The sequence below is a fragment of the Barrientosiimonas humi genome (assembly GCF_006716095.1).
In the GTDB taxonomy this organism is placed as follows: domain Bacteria; phylum Actinomycetota; class Actinomycetes; order Actinomycetales; family Dermatophilaceae; genus Barrientosiimonas; species Barrientosiimonas humi.
On sequence record NZ_VFOK01000002.1, the window covers coordinates 1 to 22,890 of the forward strand.

Consider the following 22,890-nt stretch of genomic DNA (forward strand, 5'->3'; position numbering starts at 1 on the left):
TGGGCGTCCGGCGTACGAAATCGATCCGGTCGACCTCGAGCTCCAGCTGGTCGTCCGGCAGGTCGGCCAGGATCACCTTGGCGACTCCGGTCGAGTTCAGGTTGGCCGCCGTGCCCACCCGGGAGAACATCCGGATCTGGTCGCGCGACTCCAGCTTCTCGATGTAGACGACGTTGGATCCCTCGCGCTCGGCGAGGTGGGTGGTGCGACCGTACTCCCGGTTGAACGAGGTCAGGTGCGGCGAGGCGATAACGCGCAGCGTGCGCTGCTCGGCCGCTGCCGCGGCGAGCTCGAGCAGCCGGGCGCCGAGGTGATAGCGGTGCTGTTCGTCGCGATAGGTGAAGTGCTCCTCGGTCAGCGGCCTCAGCAGGCGCAGCACCGTCGTCTTGTGCACGCCCAGCTGGCCGGCGAGGTCGTCGAGGCTGGCCGGCTCGTCGCCGAGCAGGGTGAGGATGTGCAGCGCACGCTGCAGGCTCTGGCTCATCGCACGCTCCTTGTCAGCCGACCGGCTCGAGCACGTCGGCGCCGGTGAACCGTATCCCGGCCCACTGCTCGTGGTCGGCGGCCAGCAACCGGCGTACGACGTCGGCGCGAGCGCGGGCGAAGTCGCCGTGCACGGTGAGGGTCGCGGCGGCGCCGATGTGCCCGCGGCGCAGGCAGGTCTGCAGGTGTTCGCCCGCGAGCCAGCCGTGGAGGAAGCCGGCGGCGAACGAGTCACCGGCGCCCACCGCCTCGACCACCTCGACGCGCAGCGCGGGCACCTCGGTCTGCGTCCCGTCGCGGCCGACGGCGACGGCGCGGCGGTCGGCGTCCTTGATCACGAGCAGCTCCGGCTCGGGCAGCAGCGCCCGCAGCCGCGCGGGTCGCTCTCGCCGAGCACCCGCTCGGCCTCGTCGGCGCCGACGAGCACCAGGTCGGCCAGACCCGCTAGCCGTACGACCTCGGACGGGTCGCCGCTCGGCCACAGCTTCTCGCGCCAGTTGACGTCGAAGCTCACCTGCCCCGCGACGCCGCGGCGCTCGCCGACGAGCGCGTCCATCAGCGCGGCGCACTGCGGGGACAGGGCCGGGGTGATGCCGGAGCAGTGCACGAGGCGGGGCGCCGCCGAGGAGGTCGCGCACGGCGGGGTCGACGAGCAGCTCCGGGCCGGCGGCGGAGAAGGCGGAGCCGGCCCGGCGGTAGTCGGCCACGGTGGACGGCTCCCCCGACGCGTCCGGGGTGACGACCTTGGTGAAGCGGCCCGTGGGTCGCTGCGGGTCGACGCCCAGCGCCGAGACGTCGACCCCGGCCTGCTCCAGCGCGGTCACGACGTCACGGCCGGCCGCGTCGGCGCCGACCCGACCGACGTAGCCCACCGGCACCCCCGACCCGGCGAGCCCCACGGCGACATTGGCCTCGGCCCCGCTCAGGCCGGCCTCACCGGGGGCGGGCACGAGGTCGAGGCGCTCGGGCGCGACCAGGGCCAACGGCTCGCCGAGGCAGGCGACGGTGGGCTGGGCAGCGCGCATGCGCGGGCTCCTTCCGGGTCATCGGGTGGGTGATCCGAGCGGGATGTGTGCGTTGCCACACCGCCGCGACGATGCTAACGTCAACGCTGCTCAATACGCAACATGCGTTGCATATTACGCAACACAAGCCGTAGAACCCCCAGATCGACCGGCATCCGAGAAGGACGTGATCGCGTGCCGCACCAGCTCACCGGCCGCCCCGAGGGCCCGCTCTCCGCGACGGACAAGGCCCTCCCGCCGCAGGCCGACGGACTCACCGCCGAGCAGTTCTTGGCCACCGCGCCACGCCTGTCCTCGCTCGCGACCCCGCTGCTCACGTTGTCCGAGCCGGCGATCGCCGCCAATGTCGAGACCCTTGCCGCCTGGTCGAGCGACCACGGCATCGCGCTCTCCCCGCACGGGAAGACCACGATGTCTCCGGTCCTGTGGCGCCGGCAGCTGGAGGCGGGCGCGCACTCGATCACCGTGGCCAACTACCCCCAGCTGCGGGTGGCGGTCGCGGCCGGGGTGCGCTGCATCCAGGTCGCCAACGACCTCGTCGACCCCGCCGCCCTGCGCTGGCTCACCGAGGCTGTCGACACCGACCCCGAGCTGGAGGTCATGGTCTGGGCGGACAGCCTCGAGTCGGTCGCGGTGCTGCGCGAGCACTTCACCGGCAACCGTCCGCTCACCGTGCTGGCCGAGCTCGGCGGGGCGCACGGCCGCACCGGGGCGCGCAGCGTCGAGGTCGCCGTCGCCATCGGTCGCGCCCTCGCCGAGGCCGGCAATCTGCGACTCGGCGGGGTCGCCGGCTACGAGGGCGCCCTCGCCCACGACCCGACGCCCGAGGCGGTCGCCGCGGTCGACGCCTCCTGCGCAGGATGGCGGCGACGCACCAGGCGCTGCACGACGCGGGGAGTTACCCCGCCGACGGGGAGATCGTGCTCACCGCCGGCGGCAGCGCCTACTTCGACCGGGTCGCCGCAGTGCTCGCGCCCCTGGCGTCCGACCGGGTCCGGTCGTCATCCGCTCGGGGGCGTACGTCATCCACGACTCCGGCTATCTACACGGCCATGACGCCTTTCGCCCGCACCGACGACGGCGCGACCTATCACCCCTCACTCCGCGATGACGGCGTGGGCGCGGGTGTGCTCTCGCGGCCCGAGCCGGGGCTGGCGCTGCTCGACGTGGGCAAGCGCGACGTGTCCTTCGACGAGGGATGCCCACGGTGCTCGGCGTCGCCGCGCAGCTCGGCGCGCCCCCGCCGGGAGCTCGAGGGCGCACAGGTCACCGCGGTCAACGACCAGCACGCGTTCGTGCAGCTGCCGGCGGAGGGCCGACCTCGCCGTGGGGGAGGTCGTCGCGCTGGGCCTGTCGCACCCGTGCACCGCACTCGACAAGTGGCGCACCATCCCGGTGCTCGCCGACGACAGCGACGACCCGGTGGTCGCCGACCTCCTCACGACCTACTTCTGAGGGCAGCACGATGAGCAACGACCTGCGCGCCCCGCGCCTGCTGATCACCGGCGCCACCGTCGTCGACGGCACCGAGACCCCCCAGCTTCACCGCCGACGTGCTTGTCGACGGCGACCAGCAGTCGCCAAGCCGTCGGGTGTGAACCTCGGGAGCGCGCGAACGGGCCGCACCGGGTGATCGATGCTGCCGGTCTGGTGCTCGCGTCGCCCCTGGACTTCATCGGACATGCACGCCCACATCCGTACCTGCAGGTCTTCCTACAACCCCGAGCACTCCCTCGCGGCGGCGGACCCCATGCGATGAACAGTACCGACGGTGAATCGGCCAGGACGGCCTGTCCTACGCCCCGGTCACCGACGAGACACTGTTCGGTGGCTACCGGCGGAAAGAAATCGCCGGCCTGGAACAAACCGAACCCGACGACTTCGACTATCCCGTGGGCGGCTCGGTTGCCGAACTATCTCGACGATCATCGACCGCGGCGCTGTCGCGAACCAACCTCGCCTACCAGTCTCTCCGCACTGGCAAACGATCCCAGCTGCGCTGTCCCGCGGCTGGAACACCGGCTGGGGGCGTAAAGTGCGACCGACGACGAGATCGACCAATGGCCCGGATCCTCGACCGCTGCGCTCGAGGAGGGGGCGGTGGGCCTGTCGACCGGCCTGACGTACACGCCGGCCATGTACGCCGAACGCGGCGAGCTCGTACGCCTGTGCCAGGTCGTGGCGCGCCGCGGGCGGCTTCTTCTCGCCGCACCACCGCAGCTACGGTGTCGGGCGCCCTGGACGCCTACCGCGAGATGGTCGAGGTGACGTCGGCGGCCGGCTGCGCGCTGCACCTGTCGCACGCCGCGATGAACTTTCCGGCCCAACGCCGGCAAGGGTCAGGAGCTGCTCGCGCTGCTCGCCGAGGGGCGCCGCCGGCGGGGCTGACATCAGCCTCGACACGCTATCCCTACCTGCCCGGCGCGACCACGCTCTCGGCGATCCTGCCCAGCTGGGCCGGTGCGGGCGACACCGACGAGATCATCGCGCGGCTGCGCGACCCCGACGCGCTGGCACGCATCCACGAGCACCTGGAGGTCACCGGGTCCGACGGCTGCCACGGGGTCGTCGCCGAGTGGGACAACCATCGAGATCAGCAGTGTGGGCAACCCCCGCGCTCGCCGACCGCGTCGGCCGACGATCGCGCAGGTCGCCACCGAGACCGGGCGCGAGCCGTTCGACGTGTGCATCCAGCAGCTCGTCGACGACCGGCTCGCGACGGGCATCCTGCAGCACGTCGGGCACGAGGGCAAACGTGCGGGCGATTATGACCCACCCGTGGCACACCGGCTGGCAGCGACGGTCTGCTCATCGGCGCCAAGCCGCACCCGCGCGGCTTCGGGACGTTCGCCCCGATACCTCGGCCGATACTGCCGCGAGCTCGGCATCTTCTCCCTCGAGGAGTGCGTGGGACACCTCACCGGGCGCGCCGCCCGCCGGCTGCGGCTCGTCGACCGCGGCTTGGTCCGCGAGGGCTACGGGGCCGACCTGGTGCTGTTCGACCCCGACACCGTCGCCGACCGCGCGACGTTCGACGCCCCGCGGCAGCCTGCCGCCGGCTTCCACCACGTCCTCGTGCGCGGGCAGCTCGCGCTCGACGACGGCCATCTCACCGGCGCGCGCTCCGGACGGGCCCTGCGCCGCACCGACGAAGGAGTCCGTTGATGACCGCGCCCTCACCGCAGCAGGTGCTCGCAGACCTCACCGCCGACCGGGTGCTGGCCATCGTCCGCGCCCCCGGCATCGCCGACGCCGGCGCCCTGCGCGACGCGCTGGCCGCCGGGGGGATCCGGTGCATGGAGCTGACGTTCACGATCCCCGACGTGCTGCGTCACCTCGAGCGAGCGGCGAGCGCCGCCGGCGGTGACGTGCTGCTCGGCGCCGGCACCGTGCGTTCGGCGGGGGAGGCGCGCGACGCCGTCTCGGCGGGCGCCACGTTCCTCGTCGCGCCTGACGTGAACGAGCAGGTCGCCGAGGCCGCCCGCGACCTCGGCGTGGCCTACTTCCCGGGCGCGATGACCCCGACCGAGGTCGCGCGGGCCGAGACGCTCGGGGCCACCGCGGTCAAGGTCTTCCCGGCCGCGACGCTGGGCGCCCGGTTCCTGCGCGACCTGGCCGGGCCGTTCCCGCAGGTCCCGCTGCTGCCCTCCGGCGGGATCACCGAGCAGAACGCCGCCGACTTCCTGTCCGCCGGCGCGGTCGCCGTCGCCGCGGGCACCGGCGTGGTCCCGCCCGACGCCGTCGCCGGCGGCGACTGGGCCGACATCACGGCTCGCGCGCGCAGCTTCCGCTCCCACCTCTGAGCCCCTCAGCCGGGCTCCACCCGCGAGCCCCGCCCCACCCAGGAGAGTCATGACGTCCTTCATCGACTGGTTGCAGACCAGCACCGGTGGCCTGCTGCTGCTCGCGGCGCTGTCCATCGCGGGGCTGCTCGCGATGATCATCAAGGCCAAGATCGAGCCGTTCATCGCGCTCATCGTGGTCTCTCTCGCGCTCGCGCTCGTCGCGGGCGTACCGGTCGAGGAGCTGGTCGGGACCCCACGAGCGGCCGGCGAGTCGATCCTGGAGACCGGGTTCGGCGGGATCCTCGGCCACATCGCGCCGATCATCGGCCTCGGCACGATCCTCGGCGCGCTGCTCGAACGCTCCGGCGGCGCCGACGTGCTTACCGAGCGGCTCATCCGGCTGTTCGGCGAGCGTGGTGCCCCGCTCGCGATGGGCGTCTCCGGCCTGATCCTCGGCATCCCCGTGTTCTTCGACATCGGCGTGTTCATCCTCGCGCCGCTGGTGTACGTCACCGCGCGCCGTGGCGGGAAGTCGCTCGTGCTCTACGCGATGCCGATGCTCGCCGGACTGTCCATGACGCACGCGTTCCTGCCGCCGCACCCGGGCCCGGTCGCGGCCGCGGGCGTGCTGGAGGTCTCGCTCGGCTGGATCATCGTGATGGGCCTCGCGTGCGGCATCCCCGCGTGGTTCGTCGCCGGCATCCTGTGGGGTTCGTGGATCGGCAAGCGGGTGCAGGTCGAGGTGCCCGAGGACCTCGTGCCCGAGGAGCGCAACGCCTCGGCCCAGCCGCCCGGCATCGGCACGATCGCGTTCATCATCGCGGTGCCCATGCTGTTGATCCTCGGCGCGACGTTCGGCGACGTGCTGCTCACCCCGGGCACCACGCTGCACGGCGTGCTGATCTTCCTCGGCACCCCTGCGGTCGCGCTGACCATCGCCGTGCTCATCGCGCTGTACCTCCTCGCGCTGCGGCGGGGCACCTCCGCCAAGGAGGTTGCCGAGATGACCTCGAACGCGCTGAAGCCGATCGGCATGATCCTGCTGGTCGTCGGCGCCGGAGCGTTCTTCGGCGCGGTGCTCAAGGCGACCGGGGTCGGGCAGGCCATCGCCGACTCGATGTCCGACCTCGGCCTGCCGGTGATCGTGTCGGCCTACATCATCAGCTCGGCCCTGCGCATCGCCCAGGGCTCGGCGACGGTGGCGATCGTGACCACCGCGGGCATCGTCGCCCCGACCGTCACCGCCGGCGGGTTCAGCTCGGCGCAGGTCGCCCTGATCGCGATCGCCATCGCGGCCGGCTCGATCATCCTCAGCCACGTCAACGACGGCGGCTTCTGGATCGTCTCGCGCTACTTCAACATGTCGGTCAAGCAGACCCTGCTGACCTGGACCGTCCTCGAGACGGTGCTCTCGCTCGTCGGCTTCGGCGTCGCGATGGTGATCTGGGCCTTCGTGTAGCTCGCAGGACGAACCCGGCACGGACGGCTCCGGACGTACGCCTCGCCCGGCGAGGGCGTACGGCACCCGGCGGAGCCGACGACGGCGGCCCACAAACCACGACGGCGGCACAGATCTTTTCTGTGCCGCCGTCGTGGTTACTGTGCCGCCCTCGACGATGCCGGGCGGGTGAGCCTGCGAGCCCGGCCGGAGGAGGAGAGGCGGCCAAAGGATGCTCCCTTGCCGCCCTCGACGAGGAGCGGCCCCGTCCCTGACGGAGGTCCAGGACGGGGCCGCCGGTGCTGCAGCGGGAATCAGGAGACGCTGATCGTGTCGATTACCCGGTTGCCCGACTTGTAGGTGCAGCTGGACTGGATGACCGGCTGGGGTTCGCCCGCGGCGTCGTACGGCGTGATGTCCATGGTCACCGTGGTCGGGGCGAGCAGCGTCCAGTCGCCGGCGACGTCGGCGACCGGGGTGGTGCCGGCGGCGCCCGTGGCGTTGAGCGTGGTGCCCGAGCCGTTCAGCTTCACCTTCGGGGCGTCGAGCGAGGAGTCCATCGTGGCGCGGGTGGCGCCGGTCGGGTCGACGACCTGCACGCTCGTGCCGGCGACGCCGGAGATGCTGTCGTAGCCGAGGAACATCAGGCCCGTCGACAGGGAGCTCGGCAGGGTCGCGGCGACGGTGCCGGTGCCTCCGGAGAACGACTCCCCCATGGGCAGGGTGGCCGGCGCGTTGGTGTCGATGGTGGTCGACACGTCGGCCGGCCCGACCGGGCTGGTGCAGCTGTAGACCAGCGTGGTCGCGGCCGACGCCGAGGGGGAGCCCGCGGCGACCCCCGCCCCGGCGAGGAGCAGGCCGGTGGCGGCGACGCCGAGGGCGCGGGTGGTGCGGTGTGCAGACATGGTGCTGTCCTTTCGAGAGGGGGCGGACACGTGCGGTGGTGCAACCCGCCGACGGCGGGGCGTTGGGGGCGCGCGGTCGGGCCGGGCGCGGTGCGGACCGGCGCAGGCCGGCCTGGTCAGGTCCCGGCGGGTGACAGGTCGACGGTCACCGTGTTGCCCGGGCCGGAGACCGCGGCGGTGACCAGCAGGTCGCGGCCGAAGCCGCACCCGGAGAAGCTCGGGATCGTCAGGTCGCCGGTCAGCGTCGCCGGCTCGGTGATGCCGGTGAAGTCGCCGCTCAGCGCCACCGTCCCCGCCGACGTCGTCTTGCACGTGGGCTTGACCAGGTTGATGCCGGGCGCGATGACCGGCCTGATCGACTCGATCTCGACGTTCAGCCGCTGGGTGGTCCTGATCCAGCCCTCGGTCGGGCTCATCGACCCGACGGCCGGTCCGTCGGGGACGATCCGCAGTCGTACGTCCGCGAGCGGCAGACCCGCCAGCGCCAGTCGGGTGGTCGTGGTCTGAGCGGGCATCGTGCTGGTCATCGACCCGTCGTCGGTGTCGATGGTGCTGGTCATCGTGGTGGCCGGGAAGCTCACCGTGCTGCCGAGCTTGGCGAGCCGGGTCGAGGTCGTGGCCTGCTGGGTCGTGGTCAGCTCGACCGCCGACGCGGACGGGGCGGCAGCCAGCAGGAACGCGACGGGCAAGGTGGTGAGCGCGGCGGAGCGGGCGATGGTGGGCATGACGAGATCACCTCTGGTGCGAAGTCGGGCGAAGGCGGGGTGGAACGAGTGCGGGGCAGGCACCGCTGCGGGTGCCTGCCCCGTTCGTGGGCTACTGCCGGGTGAGGCGGCGGCGCGCGGCGAACCCGCTCGCGCCGGCGGCCGCGCCGAGTGCACCGAGCGTCATCAGCGTGGCGGTGTTGCTGCCGCTGCCGACGACTCCGGTCTGCACGGGCGGGCCGCTCACCGACGGCTCGCCGCTGCCGGCGTCACCGGCTCCCGGGCCGGACGGCGCGGTCGTGCCCGGCGCGGTCCCGGTCGGTTCCGACGTGGGCTCGCTGGTGGGCTCCGAGGTCGGCTCGCTCGTGGGCTCAGAGGTCGGCTCGGAGGTCGGCTCGCTCGTGGGCTCAGAGGTCGGCTCGCTGGTCGGCTCGCTGGTCGGCTCCGCGGTGGGCTCGGACGTCGGCTCGCTCGTCGGCTCCGGGCTCGGCTCGCTCACGGCCGGCGCGACCGTCAGGTTGCCGACCACGTCGTCACCCTGCGGCGTGCAGCTCATGAACACGTCGACCTTGGTGCCGTCGGCCTTGGTGACGACCGTGTTGGCCGTGAAGTCCGACACCCGGATCACCAGGTCGCCGGCCTCGGCGGCGGTCAGCCCGGTGGCCGAGCCGGTCCCGGTGGCGGTCATCGTCGACCCGGCCTCCTGAGGCACGTCGGACTCGGGGATCGTGATGTCGCCGCTGATCGTCTGCTCGGAGGCGCTGTCGTCGTTCAGCGTCGTGGTGATCGTGGTGCTGCCCGTGCCGCCGAGCGTCTGGCCCTGCAGGATGCCGCGGGTCGCGTCCATCAGGCCGGCGGGGATCGTCATCGCCGCGGTGATGTCGGTGTCGTACGACTCGCCCGCCACGGGCTCGTCGGGCGCCGTCGCGGAGATGGAGACCGGGAACGGGTCCTGGTTGGCGTCGGTCGCCTCGGGGTCGCCGGGCAGGTACCAGAGCTTGAACGGGCCGGTGTCGTCGGTGCCGAGGTAGACCTCGCAGCCGAAGGTGAGGTCCTTGGAGATCGTTGCGGCCTGCGCCTGGCCGGGGGCGACGGCCATGAGTCCGAGGGCGAAGGCGCCGGCCACGCTCACGCGGGCGGCGGTGGTGAGGGGGTTGCGAGGGGTCACGTGCGGCTCCCTGTCCGAATGGGTGAAGTGGGCACCCCCTACGAAACCGTAGCCCGCAACTGTGGGCAAGGTCACAGATGCTGTGAAGTCCTGTGAATCCGGTCGCGGTCCGGACACGACCAGGTGAACGACAGATCCGGCGGATCCTCAACGGGGAGAACGCATTTCGCGTGCGAGTTCGCCGTGCTCAGCCGCGCAGACCGTTGACCGCGTCGACCAGCAGCAGCAGCCCGACGGCCACCGCGACGAGCCCGCCGACCGCGCGCACGACCGGGTTGAAGTCGACGAACATCGAGCGCGACAGGCGCGGGCTGACCAGCACCGTGATGGCGTCGCCGACCGCGGGCGGCAGGTCCGAGTGCCACCGGGCCACCCCCTCGCGCGAGCGGCCGGACCGGTCCTGGAAGGCGTACCGGATCTTCCACCGCACGTCGCCGACGTCGTCGACCCACACGCTGCTCAGGTCACCGGTGGCTCCCCACGGCATCCGCATCACCCGGCTCGCGCCGATCTCGGTGACCGTGGCCGGGGTCGGCGCCCAGGTGCGGCTGCGCACGGAGTGCAGCACGACCGGCACGATCAGCCACAGCCCGAAGATCGCGAGCGCGGGCCCCAGAACCACCAGTGCCTGGTTGGCCAGTGTGGTGCCGCTGTCCATCGTCGTCCCCCTGCGTCAGTCCTGCGCGGCCGGCTCCTCGCGCGCTCGCACGGCGAGCCGGCGCATCCCGGTTCGCATCATGGCGCTGTGGTTGAGCTGGAGCAACGGACGCGCCGCGAGCGCCACCCGCCGGACCCGCGCGTGGGCCAGGTCGCACTCCTGGTCGTACGTCACCCGCGCCCGGTCGGGCGCGTCACCCTCGGCGACGCGGAACTCGATCCAGCCGACCAGGTCGCGGGCGAGGTCGGCGCGCAGCACCCCGCGGTCGGGGTCGTCGACGGTGCTGGTGAGCTCGATGCGCAGCGAGAACGGCAGCACGCTGCGGGCGGTGACCAGCCCGCGGCGCTCGTCGTAGCGCTCGACGCTGCGGATCTGCGGCCACCACTGCGGCCAGCGCTCGGCGTCGCGCAGCACCGCGATCACCTGCTCCGGCGGGGCGGCCAGCGGGAAGCTGCCGGCGAACCGGAACGGCCGGCTCACGGCACGCGCAGCACGAGCGAGCGGGGCTCGACGGTCACCCGCATCGCGCGGCCCTCGCCGATCAGGTCGCCGTCGACCTGGACCGTGCGGGGCGTCACTGCGGTGACGTCGAACTCCCGACCCGGGCGATGGCGTACCTGACTGCCGCCCTCGCCGCCGCGCAGCACCTGGACCACGAGCCGGCCCCACTGCGGCAGCGACCCCGCGGACAGCACGACCGCGTCGAGCAGACCGTCGTCGGGCAGCGCCCGGGGCATCAGGCGCACGCCGCCGGTGAGCCGGCCGCAGTTGCCGATGAGCACGGTGGTGGTGGGGGCGGGGTCGGCGCCCTCGCCGTCGGTGTAGAGCTGCATCTCGACCGTCGGCCGGCGCAGGTGCCGCGCGCCGGAGAGCACGTAGGCGACCCAGCCCAGCCGGGCCTTGAGCGACTCGGGGGTGCCGCCGAGCATCTCGGCCTCCAGGCCCATGCCGCACATGACGAGGAAGACGTGCTCCTCGATCGTGCGCCCGTCGCCGGTGCGGTCCAGCTGCAGCACCCCGACGTCGATGCGCCGGTCGGTGCCGTGGATCGCGCGGCGCACGGCGTCGGCGTAGCGCCGGTTGACCGGCAGCCCGAGGTTGCGGGCGAGCAGGTTGCCGGTGCCGGCGGGCACGAGTCCCATGGGGGTGGTGCTGGAGCGTACGGCCGTGGCCACCTGGCGCACGGTGCCGTCGCCGCCGAGCGGGCAGATCAGGTCGACGCCCTCGTCGAGGGCCGCGCGCGCCTGCCCCTGGCCGGGGTCCTCGATGGTGGTCTCGAGCCAGAGCGGCGGGGCCCAGCCGTTGCTGCGGAAGACGGCGTCGACGTCGGTGCGCAGCCGCCGCAGGTCGTGGAACTTGGCAGGGTTGACGACCAGGCCCGCGCGGCGCATGCCGGAGGCGGTCAGTGCCTGGCGGAGTCGGCGTCGGCAGACGACTCGAGCTCGGCGACCGGGTCGGGGTCGTAGTCCGACGGCGCCGGGACCGAGCTCGACTTGCCGAACATCAGGCCAGAGGCCCAGGCGGGCACCACGATGAGCGCGATGATGAACGCCAACGTGACCACGATTTCGGCGAAGAGGTCGACCACGAGACCCATGCTAGCGGGGCAGGGGAGAACTCGGTCGGCGCCCGGGTGCTGCGCTCGTTAGCCTGACCTCCGTGATCGACATCAAGCAGCTGCGCGACAACCCCGACCTGGTGCGCGCGAGCCAGCGTGCTCGCGGTGAGGACGAGAGCCTCGTCGACCAGGCGCTGGCCGCCGACGAGCGCCGGCGCTCCAGCCTGCAGGAGTTCGAGTCGCGGCGCAGCGAGCAGAAGTCGGTCAGCAAGGGCATCGGCGCGGCCATGGGACGGCTGGGCGCCGCCAAGAAGGCCGGCGAGCCGACCGAGGAGCTCGAGCGCGCGGCCCAGCAGGCCCGCGACGACGCCGCGAGCCTCAGCGAGGACGTCAAGCGGCTGGAGGCCGAGGCGACCGAGGCGCAGGAGCTCTACGACCGCACCCTGCGCAGCATCGGCAACGTCATCATCGACGGCGTCCCGGCCGGCGGCGAGGACAACTTCGTGACGCTCGAGACCGTCGGTGAGACCCCGACGTTCGACTTCGAGCCGCTGGACCACCTGGCCCTCGGCGAGAAGCTCGGCGCCATCGACATGGCGCGCGGCGCGAAGGTGTCGGGGTCGCGGTTCTACTTCCTCACCGGCGTGGGCGCGCGGCTCTCGCAGGCGCTGATGGCGTACGCCCAGCAGGTCGCCTACGAGGAGGGCTTCAGCCCGCTCGGCGTGCCGACGATGGTCAGCGCCGCCACGATGAGCGGCACGGGATATCTCGACGCGCACGACGACGTCTACCGCGTCGCCGACGTCGACCTCTACCTCACCGGCACCAGCGAGGTCGCGCTCGCCGGCTTCCACAGCGACGAGATCCTCGACCTGTCCGACGGGCCGCTGCGCTACACCGCGACCTCGACGTGCTACCGGCGCGAGGCCGGGTCGTACGGCAAGGACACCCGCGGGATCTTCCGGGTGCACCAGTTCACCAAGACCGAGATGTTCGTCTACTGCAAGCCCGAGGACGCCGTCGCCGAGCACGACAACCTGCTGCGCATCGAGCGGCGGCTGCTCGACGGCCTGGAGCTGCCCTACCGCGTCATCGACGTCGCGGCCGGCGACCTCGGCGGCTCCGCCGCGCGCAAGTACGACATCGAGGCCTGGGTGCCGACGCAGGGCAAGTACCGCGAGCTCACCTCGACCTCGAACACCACGTCGTTCCAGGCGCGCCGGCTCGGCATCCGATACCGCACCGACACCGGCCGCACCGACTTCGTCGCGACCCTGAACGGCACGATGCTCACCGACACCCGGCCGATCGTCGCGCTGCTGGAGAACAACCAGCAGGCCGACGGCTCGGTGCGGGTCCCCGCGGTGCTGCAGCCGTTCCTCGGCACCGACGTGCTGCGCCCGGTCTGACCCGTCCCGCGCGACCGGCTCCGCGGGGAGCCGCGCCTCGCGCCAGCCGCCCGACGCCACCGGCCCGAAGCCCTGCTCCGGGCCGGTGCGCGCTGCTACCTTGACTGCGAATCTGCACGGTGGATGGGGGAGTTCAGCGATGAGTCAGTACCCAGGCCAGCCCGGGCCGCACGGCGGCGGGCAGGGGCACAGCGGTCAGCACGGCGGCGGTCAGCAGGGCGGCCCGTACCCCGGCGGTCAGCCGCCGCAGCAGGGCGGCCGGTCCATGGGCCAGCAGTACGGCGGTGGCCAGGGAGCGCCGCAGCAGGGCCAGTCCTACGGCGGGCCGGGGGGCCAGCCGGGCGGGCACCAGGGCGGTCCGTCGATGGGTCAGCAGTACGGCGGTGGCCAGGGCGCACCGCAGCAGTCCTACGGCGGGCAGCAGGGCTACCCGGGCCAGGGCCCGCAGGGCGGGGCCGGTCACGGCCAGCCGCAGCAGGCGTACGGCGGGCAGGGGCAGCAGGGCTACGGCCAGCAGCCGACGTACGGCCAGCAGTACGCCGGGCAGCAGACCGCGCAGCGGCCCGCCTCGGGCATGGGCAAGATGCTCGGCTGGGTGCTCGCGGCCGTCGCGGCGCTCGCGCTGCTCGGCAGCTTCGGCACGTGGATGAGCTTCTCGTTCGAGGCGCCGGGCGTGCCGGGCAGCGGGGGCAGCATGTCGGGCATCGGCTCGTTGTCCGCCGACGACCCGCGGGCCCAGCAGCAGCTCGACCAGGACAGCTCCAGCGGCGACAGCGAGCAGACCTTCGGCCTGATCAGCAAGAGCAACGGCGCCACGCTCGACGGGTGGATCGTCATCGCGCTCGCGCTGGGCGCCATCGCGGTCGGCGTGCTGATGGGGCTCGGCCGGCGCGGAAAGCTCTTCCCCGCCGTCGGTCTCGGGCTCGGGCTGGTCGCGCTGCTCGTCGGGCTGCTCAACTTCTTCGACGTGCGCGACGCCGCCGGCCAGCTGGAGAGCCAGATGAACCAGCTGGAGCAGCAGCAGAACAACAGCGGCATCCCGATGCCGATGCCCGACATCAACGTGGAGATGGGCGCCGGCTGGGGGCTGTGGCTCGTGCTGCTGAGCGCGCTCGCGATGATCGCGGTCGGCGCCGCCGGGTTGGTCAAGTCCCGCTGACCCCGGGGCAAGTAGGGTGCTCGCGTGCCCTGGCTGATCGCGCTCGACATCGACGGCACCACCATCGACCACGACGGCCACCTCGCCGATCGCGTGCGCCGCGCGGTGCGTGCCGTGGTCGACGCCGGTCACCACGTGGTCCTGTCCACCGGCCGCACGGTCATGGGCACGTTGCCCATCGCTGAACAGCTCGGTCTGACAACGGGATTCGCGATCTGCTCCAACGGGGCGGTGACGATCACGCTCGACCCCGACGCGCCCGAGGGGTACCGCCTGCTGCGCGCCGTGACGTTCGACCCGGCGCCGGTGCTGGAGCGGCTGCGCGGGGTCGTGCCCGACGGGGTGGTCGCCGTCGAGCAGATCGGCGTCGGGCACAAGGTCAACGCCCCCTTCCCCGACGGGGAGCTCATGGGCGATCAGCAGGTCGTCGACTGGGCCGAGCTCGCGGCCGACCCGGTCACCCGCGTGACGTTCCGGTCACCGGGCAGCAGCGCCGAGGAGTTCGTCGAGCTGGTCGAGCGGCTCGGGCTGCACGGCGTGAACTACGCCGTCGGCTACACCGCCTGGCTCGACATCAACCCCGAGGGCGTCTCGAAGGGCACCGCGCTGGAGCAGGTGCGCGAGGAGCTCGACGTCGACCCGCAGCGCACCCTCGCCGTCGGCGACCAGCGCAACGACCTCGAGATGCTGCGCTGGGCCGCGCGCGGTGTCGCGATGGGGCAGGCGCCCGACGAGGTCGTCGCCGCCGCCGACGAGGTGACCGCGCCGGTCGAGCAGGACGGTCTCGCCCTGGTGCTGGAAGGTCTGGTCGCCGAGGCCGCGAGCGCATGAGCGACCTCGTGATCACCTCTCCTGCGAACGCGCGGGTCAAGGCGCTGAGCGCGCTGCGCCGACGCCGGGTGCGCGAGGCCGAGGGCGTCACCCTGGTCGAGGGCTACGACGAGCTGCGGCTCGCGGTCGAGGCGGGCGTGCGCCCGCGCCAGCTGTTCACCTGTCCCGAGCTGATGCACGACCCCGACGCCCAGCGCGGGCTGGTCGACGAGGTGGTCGCGCTCGGCGCGGAGGGCGTACGTCTGTCGCGGCCGGTCTTCGAGAAGGTCGCCTACCGCGAGGGCCCCGACGGATTCCTGGCCGTCGTGCCCGGCGTCGACCGCGAGCTGGCGGCGCTCGAGCTGCCCGCGCGGCCGCTGCTGCTGCTCGCCGAGGGCGTCGAGAAGCCCGGCAACCTCGGGGCGATGCTGCGCACGGCCGAGGCCGCCGGGGTGGACGCGGTGATCGCGGTCGACCCGCAGACCGACTGGGGCAACCCCAACGTGGTGCGCGCGAGCAAGGGCACGGTGTTCGCGGTGCCGGTCGCGAGCGCGACGCTCGCCGACACCCTCGCGTGGCTGGCCGAGCACGAGGTGCAGCTGGTCGCGACCACCCCCGACACCACCACCGCGCACACCGCGGTCGACCTCACCGGCGGCGTCGGCATCGCCGTCGGCACCGAGAAGCACGGCCTCACCTCCGGGCTGCTCGAGGCGGCCGACGCGCGGGTGCGCATCCCGATGCACGGCAAGGTGAACTCGCTCAACGTCGCCACGTCGGCGGCGATCATGCTCTACGAGGCCGAGCGACAGCGTACGTCCGAGGGTGGATCGCGCACCCCCGCTGCCGATTGACCCGATTCCGGGATGCCTGCGCCCCCGTGGCACGATGCAGACATGCGCATCGACCATGTGGTGTACGCCGCAGAGCCCGACGGTCTGGTGGCCACGGCCAAGCGGCTGGGTGACCGGCTCGGCGTCGAGTCGCTCGACGGCGGACTGCACCCGCGCTTCGGCACCCGCAACTCGATCATCCCGCTGCGCACCCACCGGTTCGTCGAGATCGTCGAGCCGCTCGACCACCCCGCGTCCGACAAGGCTCCGTTCGGTCAGGCCGTGCGCGCGCGCTGCGAGGCCGGCGGCGGCTGGCTCGGCTGGGTCGTCGAGGTCTCCGACATGCGCGGCGCCGAGGAGCTGGTCGGTCGCGAGGCCGTGCCCGGCAATCGGCACCGCCCCGACGGCACCGAGATCACCTGGCGCCAGCTCGGCGTCAAGGGCCTGATGGCCGACCCGCAGGTGCCGTTCTTCATCACCTGGGACGACCCCGACCAGCACCCCTCCGCCGAGGGCGAGGCGGGCGCGGAGCTGACCGGTCTGCAGATCGCCGGCAGCCCCGACCGGGTGCGCGAGTGGCTCGGCCTCACCGGTGAGCCCGGCGTCGACCGCAACGACTGGGAGCCCGGCGTCGACTTCGACTTCGCCGCCCCGCACGGCACCCCCGGTCTGCTGTCGGTCACCTTCCGCACCGACGGCGGCGACGCCGTCACCGTCTGACCCGAACTTTCTGGCCGCGTCTCCTCCTCCGGGCGGGCTCGCAGGCTCACCCGCCCGGCATCGTCGACGGCGGCGTTGACCCCCTGGGCCGCGTCTCCTCCTCCGGGCGGGCTCGCAGGCTCACCCGCCCGGCATCATCGACGGCGGCACAGTAACTACGACGGCGGCACAGATAACTTCTGTGCCGCCGTCGCGGTATGTGGGCCGCCGTCGTCGGGCGGGGGCGTACGTCAGGAGCCGGTGACCTGGTAGCCCGCCTCCTCGACGGCGGAGCGCACAGCGGCGTTGTCGAGGTCGCGGTCGCTGGTGATGGTCACCGGGGAGTCGCCGCCGGCGACGAGGTCGACCTGCACGTTCTGCACGCCGTCGACCTCCTGCAGCTCCTCGGTCACCGACGCCACGCAGTGCTGGCAGGTCATCCCGGACACGGTCACCGTCGTCGTGGTCATCGTTGCTTCCTTCCGTGCGGACGTTGTCGGATACCCCACCAGGGTATCTCATGGTGTCCCGGAACCGCTTGCCCCCGGGGTCACCCGCGCCCATGCTTGCCCCAGGACCACAGGGCCCACCCGTCTCACCGACGGCGCCGACGGCACGAGCCGCGACCCGCCGGCGCTGGAGGCGGTGGGACGGAAGGGTGGGCGAGGGTGCGATGACGCGATCCCGGGAGGAGTTCGCGCACTTCGCCGAGACCGTGACCGGCTCGTCAGCCCGGCTGGCGTGGCTGCTGACCGGCGACGCGACCCGCGCGAAGGGGCTGGTGCGCGCGGCGCTGGCGCGGACGTACGTCGACTGGCCGCACCTGCACGACGACTTCGCCCGGGGCCAGCGCACGCGAGAAGTGTTGCTGCGCAACGCGATCCACGACCCTGAGCCGTTCGTCCCGCTCGCCACCGACCGGCTCGCGCGGCTCGGGCAGCTGAGCCCGCGGGACCGGGCGATCGCGGTGCTGCGGCACGGGGTCGAGCTGCCCGAGGCCGCCGTGGCCGAGCTCGTCGGGTGCTCGCGCGGCGCGGTGCGCACGGTCGCCCACGACACCCACGACCTGCGCGGCGGGCTGCGCGACGCTGACGCCCCGCCCGAGCTGGGGCGGCTCGACCCGGCCGAGGCCGTCGCCGAGGGCGAACGGCTGCGCACCACCTCGAGCCGCCGCGACCGGCGCCTGGTGATCGGCGGGCTGGCCGCGGTCGCGCTGCTGGCCGCGGTGGTCGTGCCGCAGGTCGCCGGCCCGCCGGAGGTGCGCACCGAGTCGCTGATCCTCGACGCGCGCCTCGCCGAGACCGGGCGCCCGCTGCAGGGCACGTTCGGCCTCGGGCGGGTCACCGACGGCGACGGCCAGGCCGCCTCGCTGGTCGCGACCGTGGTCGGCAGCGGGCCCGGGCGGCAGCTGGTGCTCGCGCTGGACTACGTCGACGGCGCGGCGCGCATCGGCTCCACCGTGCTCGACCTGCCCACGCAGCAGGGCCGCGTCAGCCAGGGGATGATCGGCCGGATGCCGGTGTACGTCGTCCGCGGCCGGGTCGCGCAGGCGATGGTCAGCTTCGGCCCCACCGTCGGCGACGCGAGCCGCCGGTCGGTCGAGGCGCTGCCGCTGAGCGAGTGGACCGTGCTGTGGCCCTGGCAGCCGGGCCTGTCGCGCACGAGCCGGCAGCCGGTCGGCCTGCTGTGGAACGACGGCGACCAGGGCTACTACGCCGCCGCCGTCGCGGGCAGCTACCCGGCGGCGCAGCGGATGCGGGTGCTCGCCCCCAACGGTCGCCAGGGCCTGCTCACCTCCGACGGCACCAGCCTGCTGTTCGAGACCTGGTCGGGCGAGAGCCGGCTGGCGCTCGACAACGGGCCGAGCCTGGTCGCCGTCGACCGCGTCGGGATCGGCTACGGCATGCCGTTCACCGCCGTCGGGTCCGGGCCGGCCACCCGGGGCGAGGTGCTCGGCGTGGCCGGCGCACGCGTACGGCTCCAGCGCGCCACCCCGCCCACCGACGTCTACGCGGTGACGGTCGAGGGCCCGGGCGGCACCCAGCTCGCGGAGTCGGTGCTGGTGCAGGTGTTCGACGGTGCGAAGCCGGTCGCGCGGGTCCAGGTCGGCCCGGCGACCCGCTGATCAGCCGGCGTCAGGGGCGTCGACCGGGTCGACGTCGAGGTGGTCGACCAGCTGCGGCGCCAGCCCGACGTACGTCTGTGGCGTCAGCGCGACGAGCCTCGCCTCCACGTCGGCCGGCAGCCCGAGCCCGCGCACGAACTCGCGCAGGTCGTCGCCGGTGATCCGGCGACCGCGGGTGAGCTCCTTGAGCCGCTCGTACGGCTGGTCCATGCCGGGCACGCCCTGCGCGGCGAGCGCCCGCATGGCCGACTGCACCGGCTCGCCGAGCACCTCCCAGTTCGCCTCGAGGTCGGCGGCCATCGCCGCGGGCACGGCGTCGAGGCCGTCGAGCCCGCGCGAGACGTTGTCGATCGCGAGCAGCGAGTGGCCGAAGGCGGTGCCGATGTTGCGCTGCATCGAGGAGTCGGTGAGGTCGCGCTGCAGCCGCGAGGTGACCAGCGTCGAGGCGAGCACGTCGAGCAGCGCGTTGCTGACCTCGAGGTTGGCCTCGGCGTTCTCGAAGCGGATCGGGTTGACCTTGTGCGGCATGGTCGAGGAGCCGACCGTGCCCTGGCCGCGCACCTGCGCGAAGTAGCCCATCGAGATGTAGGACCACACGTCGGTGCACAGGTTGTGCAGGATCCGGTTGAACCGGGCGACGTCGGCGTACAGCTCGGCCTGCCAGTCGTGGCTCTCGATCTGCGTGGTCAGCGGGTTCCAGGTGAGGCCGAGGCGCTCCTCGACGAACGCCCGCGCGATGCCCGGCCAGTCGGCGTCGGGCAGGGCCGCGACGTGCGCGCCGTAGGTGCCGGTGGCGCCCGACATCTTCGCGAGGTAGTCCTGCCGCGCGACGCGGCGCAGCTGGCGGGTGAGCCGGTGGGCGTGCACCGCGAGCTCCTTGCCGAGCGTCGACGGCGTGGCCGGCTGGCCGTGCGTGTGCGACAGCAGCGGCACGTCGCGCAGCTCGCGCGCCATGGTCGCCAGCTGCTCGACGAGGGCCCGGGCGCGCGGCAGCCAGACCTGCTCGACGGCGCCGCGCACCATGAGCGCGTAGGAGGTGTTGTTGATGTCCTCGCTGGTAGCGCCGAAGTGCACCAGCTCGCCGAGGCCGGCCGCGTCGTCGCCGACGATCGCCGGCAGCCGCCGCTTGAGGTAGTACTCCACCGCCTTGACGTCGTGCACCGTCTCGCGCTCGATCGCACCGAGCTCGGCGATGTCGTCGGTGCCGAAGTCGGTGACCACCGCACGCAGCTGCGCCTGCTCGTCGGGGGTGAGCCGGCGTACGTCGGGGACGAGCTGGGCGTCGGTCAGGTGGATCAGCCACTCGATCTCGACGTTGACCCGCTGACGGTTCAGCGCGGCTTCGGACAGGTGGTCGACCAGGGGCGCGACGGCCGGGCGGTATCGGCCGTCGAGCGCACCCAGCGCGATCGGGGGTTGCGCGTCGGCGAGGGAGGGCATGCGTCGATTATCGCCGGGCCCGCACGCGTGCCGTCGCCCGCCTCACTCCTCGGGCGGGGTGTCGGGCAGCTCGGTCACGTTGAAGACCTCGCCCTCGGGCCCGCGGATCACGGCCTCGGGCCCGGCGGGGGAGTCGAACGACATGAGGATGTCGGTGTCGTCCTCCATCTCGGCCATCGCGACCGTGGCGTCGCGGCTGGCGACGGCGAAGTGGACGTTCCAGGCGGCGTCGACGCCGTCGGGCAGCTGGTCGGCCTGGTGCATCGCGCCGGCGGGTTGCCCGTCGACGAGGAACGTGACGAGCCCGCCCTGCTCCACGCCGAAGGTGTAGCCGAAGACCTGCTCGTAGAACGCGCGCGAGGCCTGCAGGTCGCGGGTGAGCAGCACGCACGCCGCGACCGTGCCCGGCTCGCCGAACACCTGGAAGCCGGTGTGCGCGCCCGCGCCCCAGAGCGCGAGCACCCCGCCGCTCGCGTCGCGCACGACGGCCAGGCGCCCGGCGCCGCGGCCGACGTCCTTGGGCTCCTCGATCACGGCACCGCCGGCCTCGACGACGCGCTGGGTGGTGGCGTCGACGTCGCTGGTGGCGAGGTAGGTCAGCCACGCGCTCGGCTCCTCGGCCGAGGTGCGCTCCATGATCCCGGCGGCGGCGCGGCCGTTCTTCAGGCAGGTGACGTATCCCTCGTCGCCACCGGGGGAGTCGTCGGTGTCCCAGCCGAACAGGTGGCCGTAGCGGCGCTTGGCGCTGCCCAGGTCCTCGACGCTGAGGTCGGCCCAGCACGGGCTGCCGTCGGGCCAGGCGGTGTCACGGGTGGGCATGCGATCTCCTCGTGCGGTGGTCCAGGGCGTGCGGGACCAGCCAACCACGACCGACCGCACTGTGAACGCAGGTGTCGCGGACGGCACGCGCCCTGCCCGGCGGCCCTACAGTGCTGCGGGTGACGTGCACAGAGGGTCGCGAGCCGATCGATCGTCGGCTCGCGGATCTGCTGGCCTCACCCGCGTTCGCCGGGTGCCGCCGCGAGGCCGTGGCGATCTCGACCGACCCGGGCCGGCTGCGCGAGCTGATGCGCCAGGTCGAGCAGAAGCAGTTCGCCGGCTGGGACGTCAGCGACTCCTTCGGCCGGGTCAACGTCGACATCGCCTGCGCCGTGCTCGACGCCCGCATCGAGGAGCTGGAGTGCGGCGCCCCCCGCACCGAGACCGGTCTGCTGGAGCAGCGCCGCGACGGGATGATCGGCGGGGCGGGCGCCGACGCCTCGGCCGGCACCAGCCGGCTCGACGCGGCGGCGATCATCGCCGGGGCCCGGCTGCAGCTGTTCGTCGCGGTGCTCTACTACTTCGCCAAGTCCGACGACACCGTGCCCGACCACACGCTGCCCGGCCACCTCGACGACCTCACGCTGCTGCGCTGGGTGATCGATGTGGCGCGCCGCGAGCTGCCGGCGCTCAGCTGACCTCGGCGAGCCGCTCGATCTCGGTGATCACCCGCGGCGCCGCCGCGCGGATGTCCTTCAGGCACTGGCGGTACGCCTGCGCACCCCTGCCGTAGGGATCGGCCAGGTCGGTCTCGCGCAGCGCGGAGGCGACGGGGTCGAACGAGCGGATCAGGCGTACGCGCTCCTGCCAGCCGCGCGGCGGCCAGGCCGACGCGACGAGGCCGACGTGCCGCTCCTCGGCGAACACGACGAGGTCGAGCTCGGGGAAGTCGTCGATCTCGAACTGCGTTGCGCGGTGGGCGGATCCGTCGAGCCCGACCGCGGCGAGGGCGGTGAGCGCCTCGGGGTCGGCGGGGGCGCCCGGCTGGTGCACGAGCAGCCCGGCGGAGGTGATCTCGGTGGCCGCGGCCGCGGGCGACCGGGAGAGCAGGTCGCGCAGCACGACCTCGGCCATCGCCGAGCGGCCGGTGTTGCCGTCGCAGACCACCTGCACGCGCACGGGTCGCATGGACGTTCCTCTCATGCGGCGACGGCCGCGCCGGTGAGGTCACCGGGCGCGGCCGTCGTCACGGTCGTGATCGAGCTGGCCTCGGTCAGCTCTTGCCCCGCGCCAGGCGCGCGACGTTGACGAACAGCTCGAGGGCGAGCCGGGCGGCGATGATCGCGAAGATCATCCAGGCCAGGCCGCCGAGGGTGGTCATCATCGCCTCGAAGCCGCCCATGTTGCGGACCTGGAACTCGCCGTTGCCCTGCGAGCCCCACGCGTTGGCGAGCACCCGGATGAAGTTGAGCACCTGCCACACCACGGCCACCAGGAACGCGATGGAGGCGAGCTGCTCGGTGAGGCTCTTGCGGAAGCCGAAGTCGCTGAACAGGTCACCGAGGCCGCCCCCGGAGCTGCTGGTCGTGATCGGGCCGCTGCTGCCCGGGCCGCCGGGAGCGCCGAAGCCCTGCTGCCCGTGCTGCTGACCCTGCTGGCCGAAGCCCGAGTCGGAGCGGCCGTGCTGCTGACCGAAGCCGGAGTCGGACTGGCCCGGCTGGCCCTGCTGGCCGAAGCCGGAGTCGGACTGGCCCTGCTGGCCGAAGCCCTGTTCGGCGGGGTAGCCGCTGCCGCTCTGGCCGAATCCCTGGCCGAGGCTCTGCTGGCCGAAGCCACCCTGCTGCTGCCCACCCCCCTGGGGGGCGCCGTACTGCGGCCCGTCGTTCCACGAGCCGTTGGAAGGCGTAGACATCGTGATCTCCTCCTGGTCCG

The 22,890-nt window shown here is 73.1% G+C and carries 28 protein-coding genes and 2 pseudogenes; 14 read left to right on the top strand and 16 right to left on the bottom strand.

Annotated features, from left to right (window positions below):
- From FB554_RS15750 to FB554_RS17950, 4 genes and pseudogenes are all read right to left on the bottom strand, one after another.
- Positions 1-484: IclR family transcriptional regulator (locus tag FB554_RS15750; protein WP_142007645.1), on the bottom strand; the 484-nt coding region annotated here is incomplete at its 3' end.
- Between the two features lie 13 nt (positions 485-497).
- On the bottom strand, positions 498-821 hold the full coding sequence (locus FB554_RS17715) for a PfkB family carbohydrate kinase (RefSeq protein ID WP_244937450.1): 324 nt from the start codon (positions 819-821) through the stop codon (positions 498-500).
- Entirely contained in the window at positions 818-1,090 is a 273-nt protein-coding gene (locus FB554_RS17720; RefSeq protein ID WP_244937451.1) for a carbohydrate kinase family protein, read from the bottom strand. Before FB554_RS17720 ends, FB554_RS17715 begins: the two co-directional genes overlap by 4 nt.
- Positions 1,091-1,205: 115 nt before the next feature.
- A pseudogene (locus FB554_RS17950) lies at positions 1,206-1,508 on the bottom strand (PfkB family carbohydrate kinase); the annotation flags it as partial.
- 174 nt (positions 1,509-1,682) lie between these two features.
- Between FB554_RS17950 and FB554_RS15760 the strand changes: the two are divergent.
- The 7 genes and pseudogenes from FB554_RS15760 (at position 1,683) to FB554_RS15775 (ending at position 6,752) form a co-directional block, all read left to right on the top strand.
- Positions 1,683-2,564: a type III PLP-dependent enzyme domain-containing protein gene (locus FB554_RS15760; RefSeq protein WP_244937452.1), complete on the top strand. Its 882-nt coding sequence runs from the start codon at positions 1,683-1,685 to the stop codon at positions 2,562-2,564.
- A pseudogene (locus tag FB554_RS17725) lies at positions 2,561-2,770 on the top strand (amino acid deaminase); the annotation flags it as partial. The gene FB554_RS15760 and the pseudogene FB554_RS17725, both read left to right, overlap by 4 nt.
- Positions 2,771-2,834: 64 nt before the next feature.
- Complete coding sequence (locus tag FB554_RS17845; RefSeq protein WP_276489375.1) at positions 2,835-2,963, top strand: hypothetical protein; 129 nt, start codon at positions 2,835-2,837, stop codon at positions 2,961-2,963.
- Positions 2,964-2,973: 10 nt separating this feature from the next.
- A complete protein-coding gene (locus FB554_RS17425) occupies positions 2,974-3,141 on the top strand; it encodes a hypothetical protein (protein WP_211344686.1) in 168 nt (55 codons plus the stop codon).
- A 968-nt stretch (positions 3,142-4,109) separates the two neighbouring features.
- A complete protein-coding gene (locus FB554_RS17735; protein ID WP_244937453.1) occupies positions 4,110-4,673 on the top strand; it encodes an amidohydrolase family protein in 564 nt (187 codons plus the stop codon).
- Positions 4,673-5,311: a bifunctional 4-hydroxy-2-oxoglutarate aldolase/2-dehydro-3-deoxy-phosphogluconate aldolase gene (locus FB554_RS15770; protein WP_142007319.1), complete on the top strand. Its 639-nt coding sequence runs from the start codon at positions 4,673-4,675 to the stop codon at positions 5,309-5,311. Before FB554_RS17735 ends, FB554_RS15770 begins: the two co-directional genes overlap by 1 nt.
- A 49-nt stretch (positions 5,312-5,360) precedes the next feature.
- Complete coding sequence (locus tag FB554_RS15775) at positions 5,361-6,752, top strand: GntP family permease (RefSeq protein ID WP_142007320.1); 1,392 nt, start codon at positions 5,361-5,363, stop codon at positions 6,750-6,752.
- A 293-nt stretch (positions 6,753-7,045) separates the two neighbouring features.
- On the opposite strand, the gene FB554_RS15780 is transcribed toward FB554_RS15775, so the two are convergent.
- The 7 genes from FB554_RS15780 to FB554_RS15810 form a co-directional block, all read right to left on the bottom strand.
- Complete coding sequence (locus FB554_RS15780) at positions 7,046-7,636, bottom strand: DUF6801 domain-containing protein (RefSeq protein ID WP_142007321.1); 591 nt, start codon at positions 7,634-7,636, stop codon at positions 7,046-7,048.
- Positions 7,637-7,752: 116 nt separating this feature from the next.
- Positions 7,753-8,361, bottom strand: coding sequence for a hypothetical protein (locus FB554_RS15785; protein WP_142007322.1), 609 nt, complete (start codon positions 8,359-8,361; stop codon positions 7,753-7,755).
- A gap of 91 nt (positions 8,362-8,452) precedes the next feature.
- Positions 8,453-9,508 carry a DUF6801 domain-containing protein gene (locus FB554_RS15790; RefSeq protein ID WP_211344628.1) on the bottom strand — a complete coding sequence of 352 codons (1,056 nt, stop codon included), beginning with the start codon at positions 9,506-9,508 and terminating at the stop codon, positions 8,453-8,455.
- Between the two features lie 187 nt (positions 9,509-9,695).
- Positions 9,696-10,166 carry a DUF3592 domain-containing protein gene (locus tag FB554_RS15795; protein WP_142007646.1) on the bottom strand — a complete coding sequence of 157 codons (471 nt, stop codon included), beginning with the start codon at positions 10,164-10,166 and terminating at the stop codon, positions 9,696-9,698.
- A gap of 15 nt (positions 10,167-10,181) precedes the next feature.
- A complete protein-coding gene (locus FB554_RS17270; RefSeq protein ID WP_170206947.1) occupies positions 10,182-10,646 on the bottom strand; it encodes an SRPBCC family protein in 465 nt (154 codons plus the stop codon).
- Positions 10,643-11,557, bottom strand: coding sequence for a diacylglycerol/lipid kinase family protein (locus FB554_RS15805; RefSeq protein ID WP_142007647.1), 915 nt, complete (start codon positions 11,555-11,557; stop codon positions 10,643-10,645). Before FB554_RS15805 ends, FB554_RS17270 begins: the two co-directional genes overlap by 4 nt.
- An 11-nt stretch (positions 11,558-11,568) precedes the next feature.
- Entirely contained in the window at positions 11,569-11,754 is a 186-nt protein-coding gene (locus FB554_RS15810) for a hypothetical protein (protein ID WP_142007648.1), read from the bottom strand.
- Positions 11,755-11,825: 71 nt separating this feature from the next.
- Here FB554_RS15810 and serS point away from each other — a divergent pair, with 71 nt between their 5' ends.
- The 5 genes from serS to FB554_RS15835 all read left to right on the top strand — a co-directional run bounded on the left by serS (position 11,826) and on the right by FB554_RS15835 (position 16,655).
- Complete coding sequence (serS, locus tag FB554_RS15815; protein ID WP_142007649.1) at positions 11,826-13,133, top strand: serine--tRNA ligase; 1,308 nt, start codon at positions 11,826-11,828, stop codon at positions 13,131-13,133.
- 139 nt (positions 13,134-13,272) lie between these two features.
- A complete protein-coding gene (locus tag FB554_RS17435; RefSeq protein WP_211344687.1) occupies positions 13,273-14,292 on the top strand; it encodes a hypothetical protein in 1,020 nt (339 codons plus the stop codon).
- 24 nt (positions 14,293-14,316) lie between these two features.
- A complete protein-coding gene (locus FB554_RS15825; protein WP_142007650.1) occupies positions 14,317-15,123 on the top strand; it encodes an HAD family hydrolase in 807 nt (268 codons plus the stop codon).
- The gene (locus FB554_RS15830; protein WP_142007651.1) at positions 15,120-15,956 is read left to right on the top strand and encodes a TrmH family RNA methyltransferase; all 837 of its coding nucleotides are present in this window, start codon (positions 15,120-15,122) and stop codon (positions 15,954-15,956) included. Before FB554_RS15825 ends, FB554_RS15830 begins: the two co-directional genes overlap by 4 nt.
- Before the next feature lie 42 nt (positions 15,957-15,998).
- Positions 15,999-16,655 carry a VOC family protein gene (locus FB554_RS15835; RefSeq protein ID WP_142007652.1) on the top strand — a complete coding sequence of 219 codons (657 nt, stop codon included), beginning with the start codon at positions 15,999-16,001 and terminating at the stop codon, positions 16,653-16,655.
- 230 nt (positions 16,656-16,885) lie between these two features.
- Here FB554_RS15835 and FB554_RS15840 read toward each other — a convergent pair whose 3' ends face one another.
- Positions 16,886-17,104: a heavy-metal-associated domain-containing protein gene (locus FB554_RS15840; protein WP_142007653.1), complete on the bottom strand. Its 219-nt coding sequence runs from the start codon at positions 17,102-17,104 to the stop codon at positions 16,886-16,888.
- Positions 17,105-17,307: 203 nt separating this feature from the next.
- On the opposite strand from FB554_RS15840, the gene FB554_RS15845 reads away from it, so the two are divergent.
- On the top strand, positions 17,308-18,759 hold the full coding sequence (locus FB554_RS15845; protein ID WP_142007654.1) for a SigE family RNA polymerase sigma factor: 1,452 nt from the start codon (positions 17,308-17,310) through the stop codon (positions 18,757-18,759).
- On the opposite strand, the gene purB is transcribed toward FB554_RS15845, so the two are convergent.
- Together purB and FB554_RS15855 are read right to left on the bottom strand one after the other, a co-directional pair.
- Positions 18,760-20,199, bottom strand: a complete 1,440-nt coding sequence (gene purB, locus FB554_RS15850; protein WP_142007655.1) for an adenylosuccinate lyase — start codon at positions 20,197-20,199, stop codon at positions 18,760-18,762. It lies immediately after the preceding gene.
- Between the two features lie 42 nt (positions 20,200-20,241).
- Positions 20,242-21,018 (bottom strand): VOC family protein, encoded by a 777-nt coding sequence (locus FB554_RS15855; protein ID WP_142007656.1) that lies wholly within the window; start codon positions 21,016-21,018, stop codon positions 20,242-20,244.
- 119 nt (positions 21,019-21,137) lie between these two features.
- Here FB554_RS15855 and FB554_RS15860 point away from each other — a divergent pair, with 119 nt between their 5' ends.
- Positions 21,138-21,656 (top strand): hypothetical protein, encoded by a 519-nt coding sequence (locus FB554_RS15860; RefSeq protein WP_142007657.1) that lies wholly within the window; start codon positions 21,138-21,140, stop codon positions 21,654-21,656.
- Here the strand turns inward: FB554_RS15860 and FB554_RS15865 are convergent.
- Positions 21,649-22,146: an arsenate-mycothiol transferase ArsC gene (locus tag FB554_RS15865; RefSeq protein ID WP_170206948.1), complete on the bottom strand. Its 498-nt coding sequence runs from the start codon at positions 22,144-22,146 to the stop codon at positions 21,649-21,651. The two genes, FB554_RS15860 and FB554_RS15865, sit on opposite strands and share 8 nt — an antisense overlap.
- A gap of 85 nt (positions 22,147-22,231) precedes the next feature.
- Positions 22,232-22,870, bottom strand: coding sequence for a DUF4282 domain-containing protein (locus FB554_RS15870; protein WP_142007659.1), 639 nt, complete (start codon positions 22,868-22,870; stop codon positions 22,232-22,234).
- Positions 22,871-22,890 lie beyond the last annotated feature (20 nt).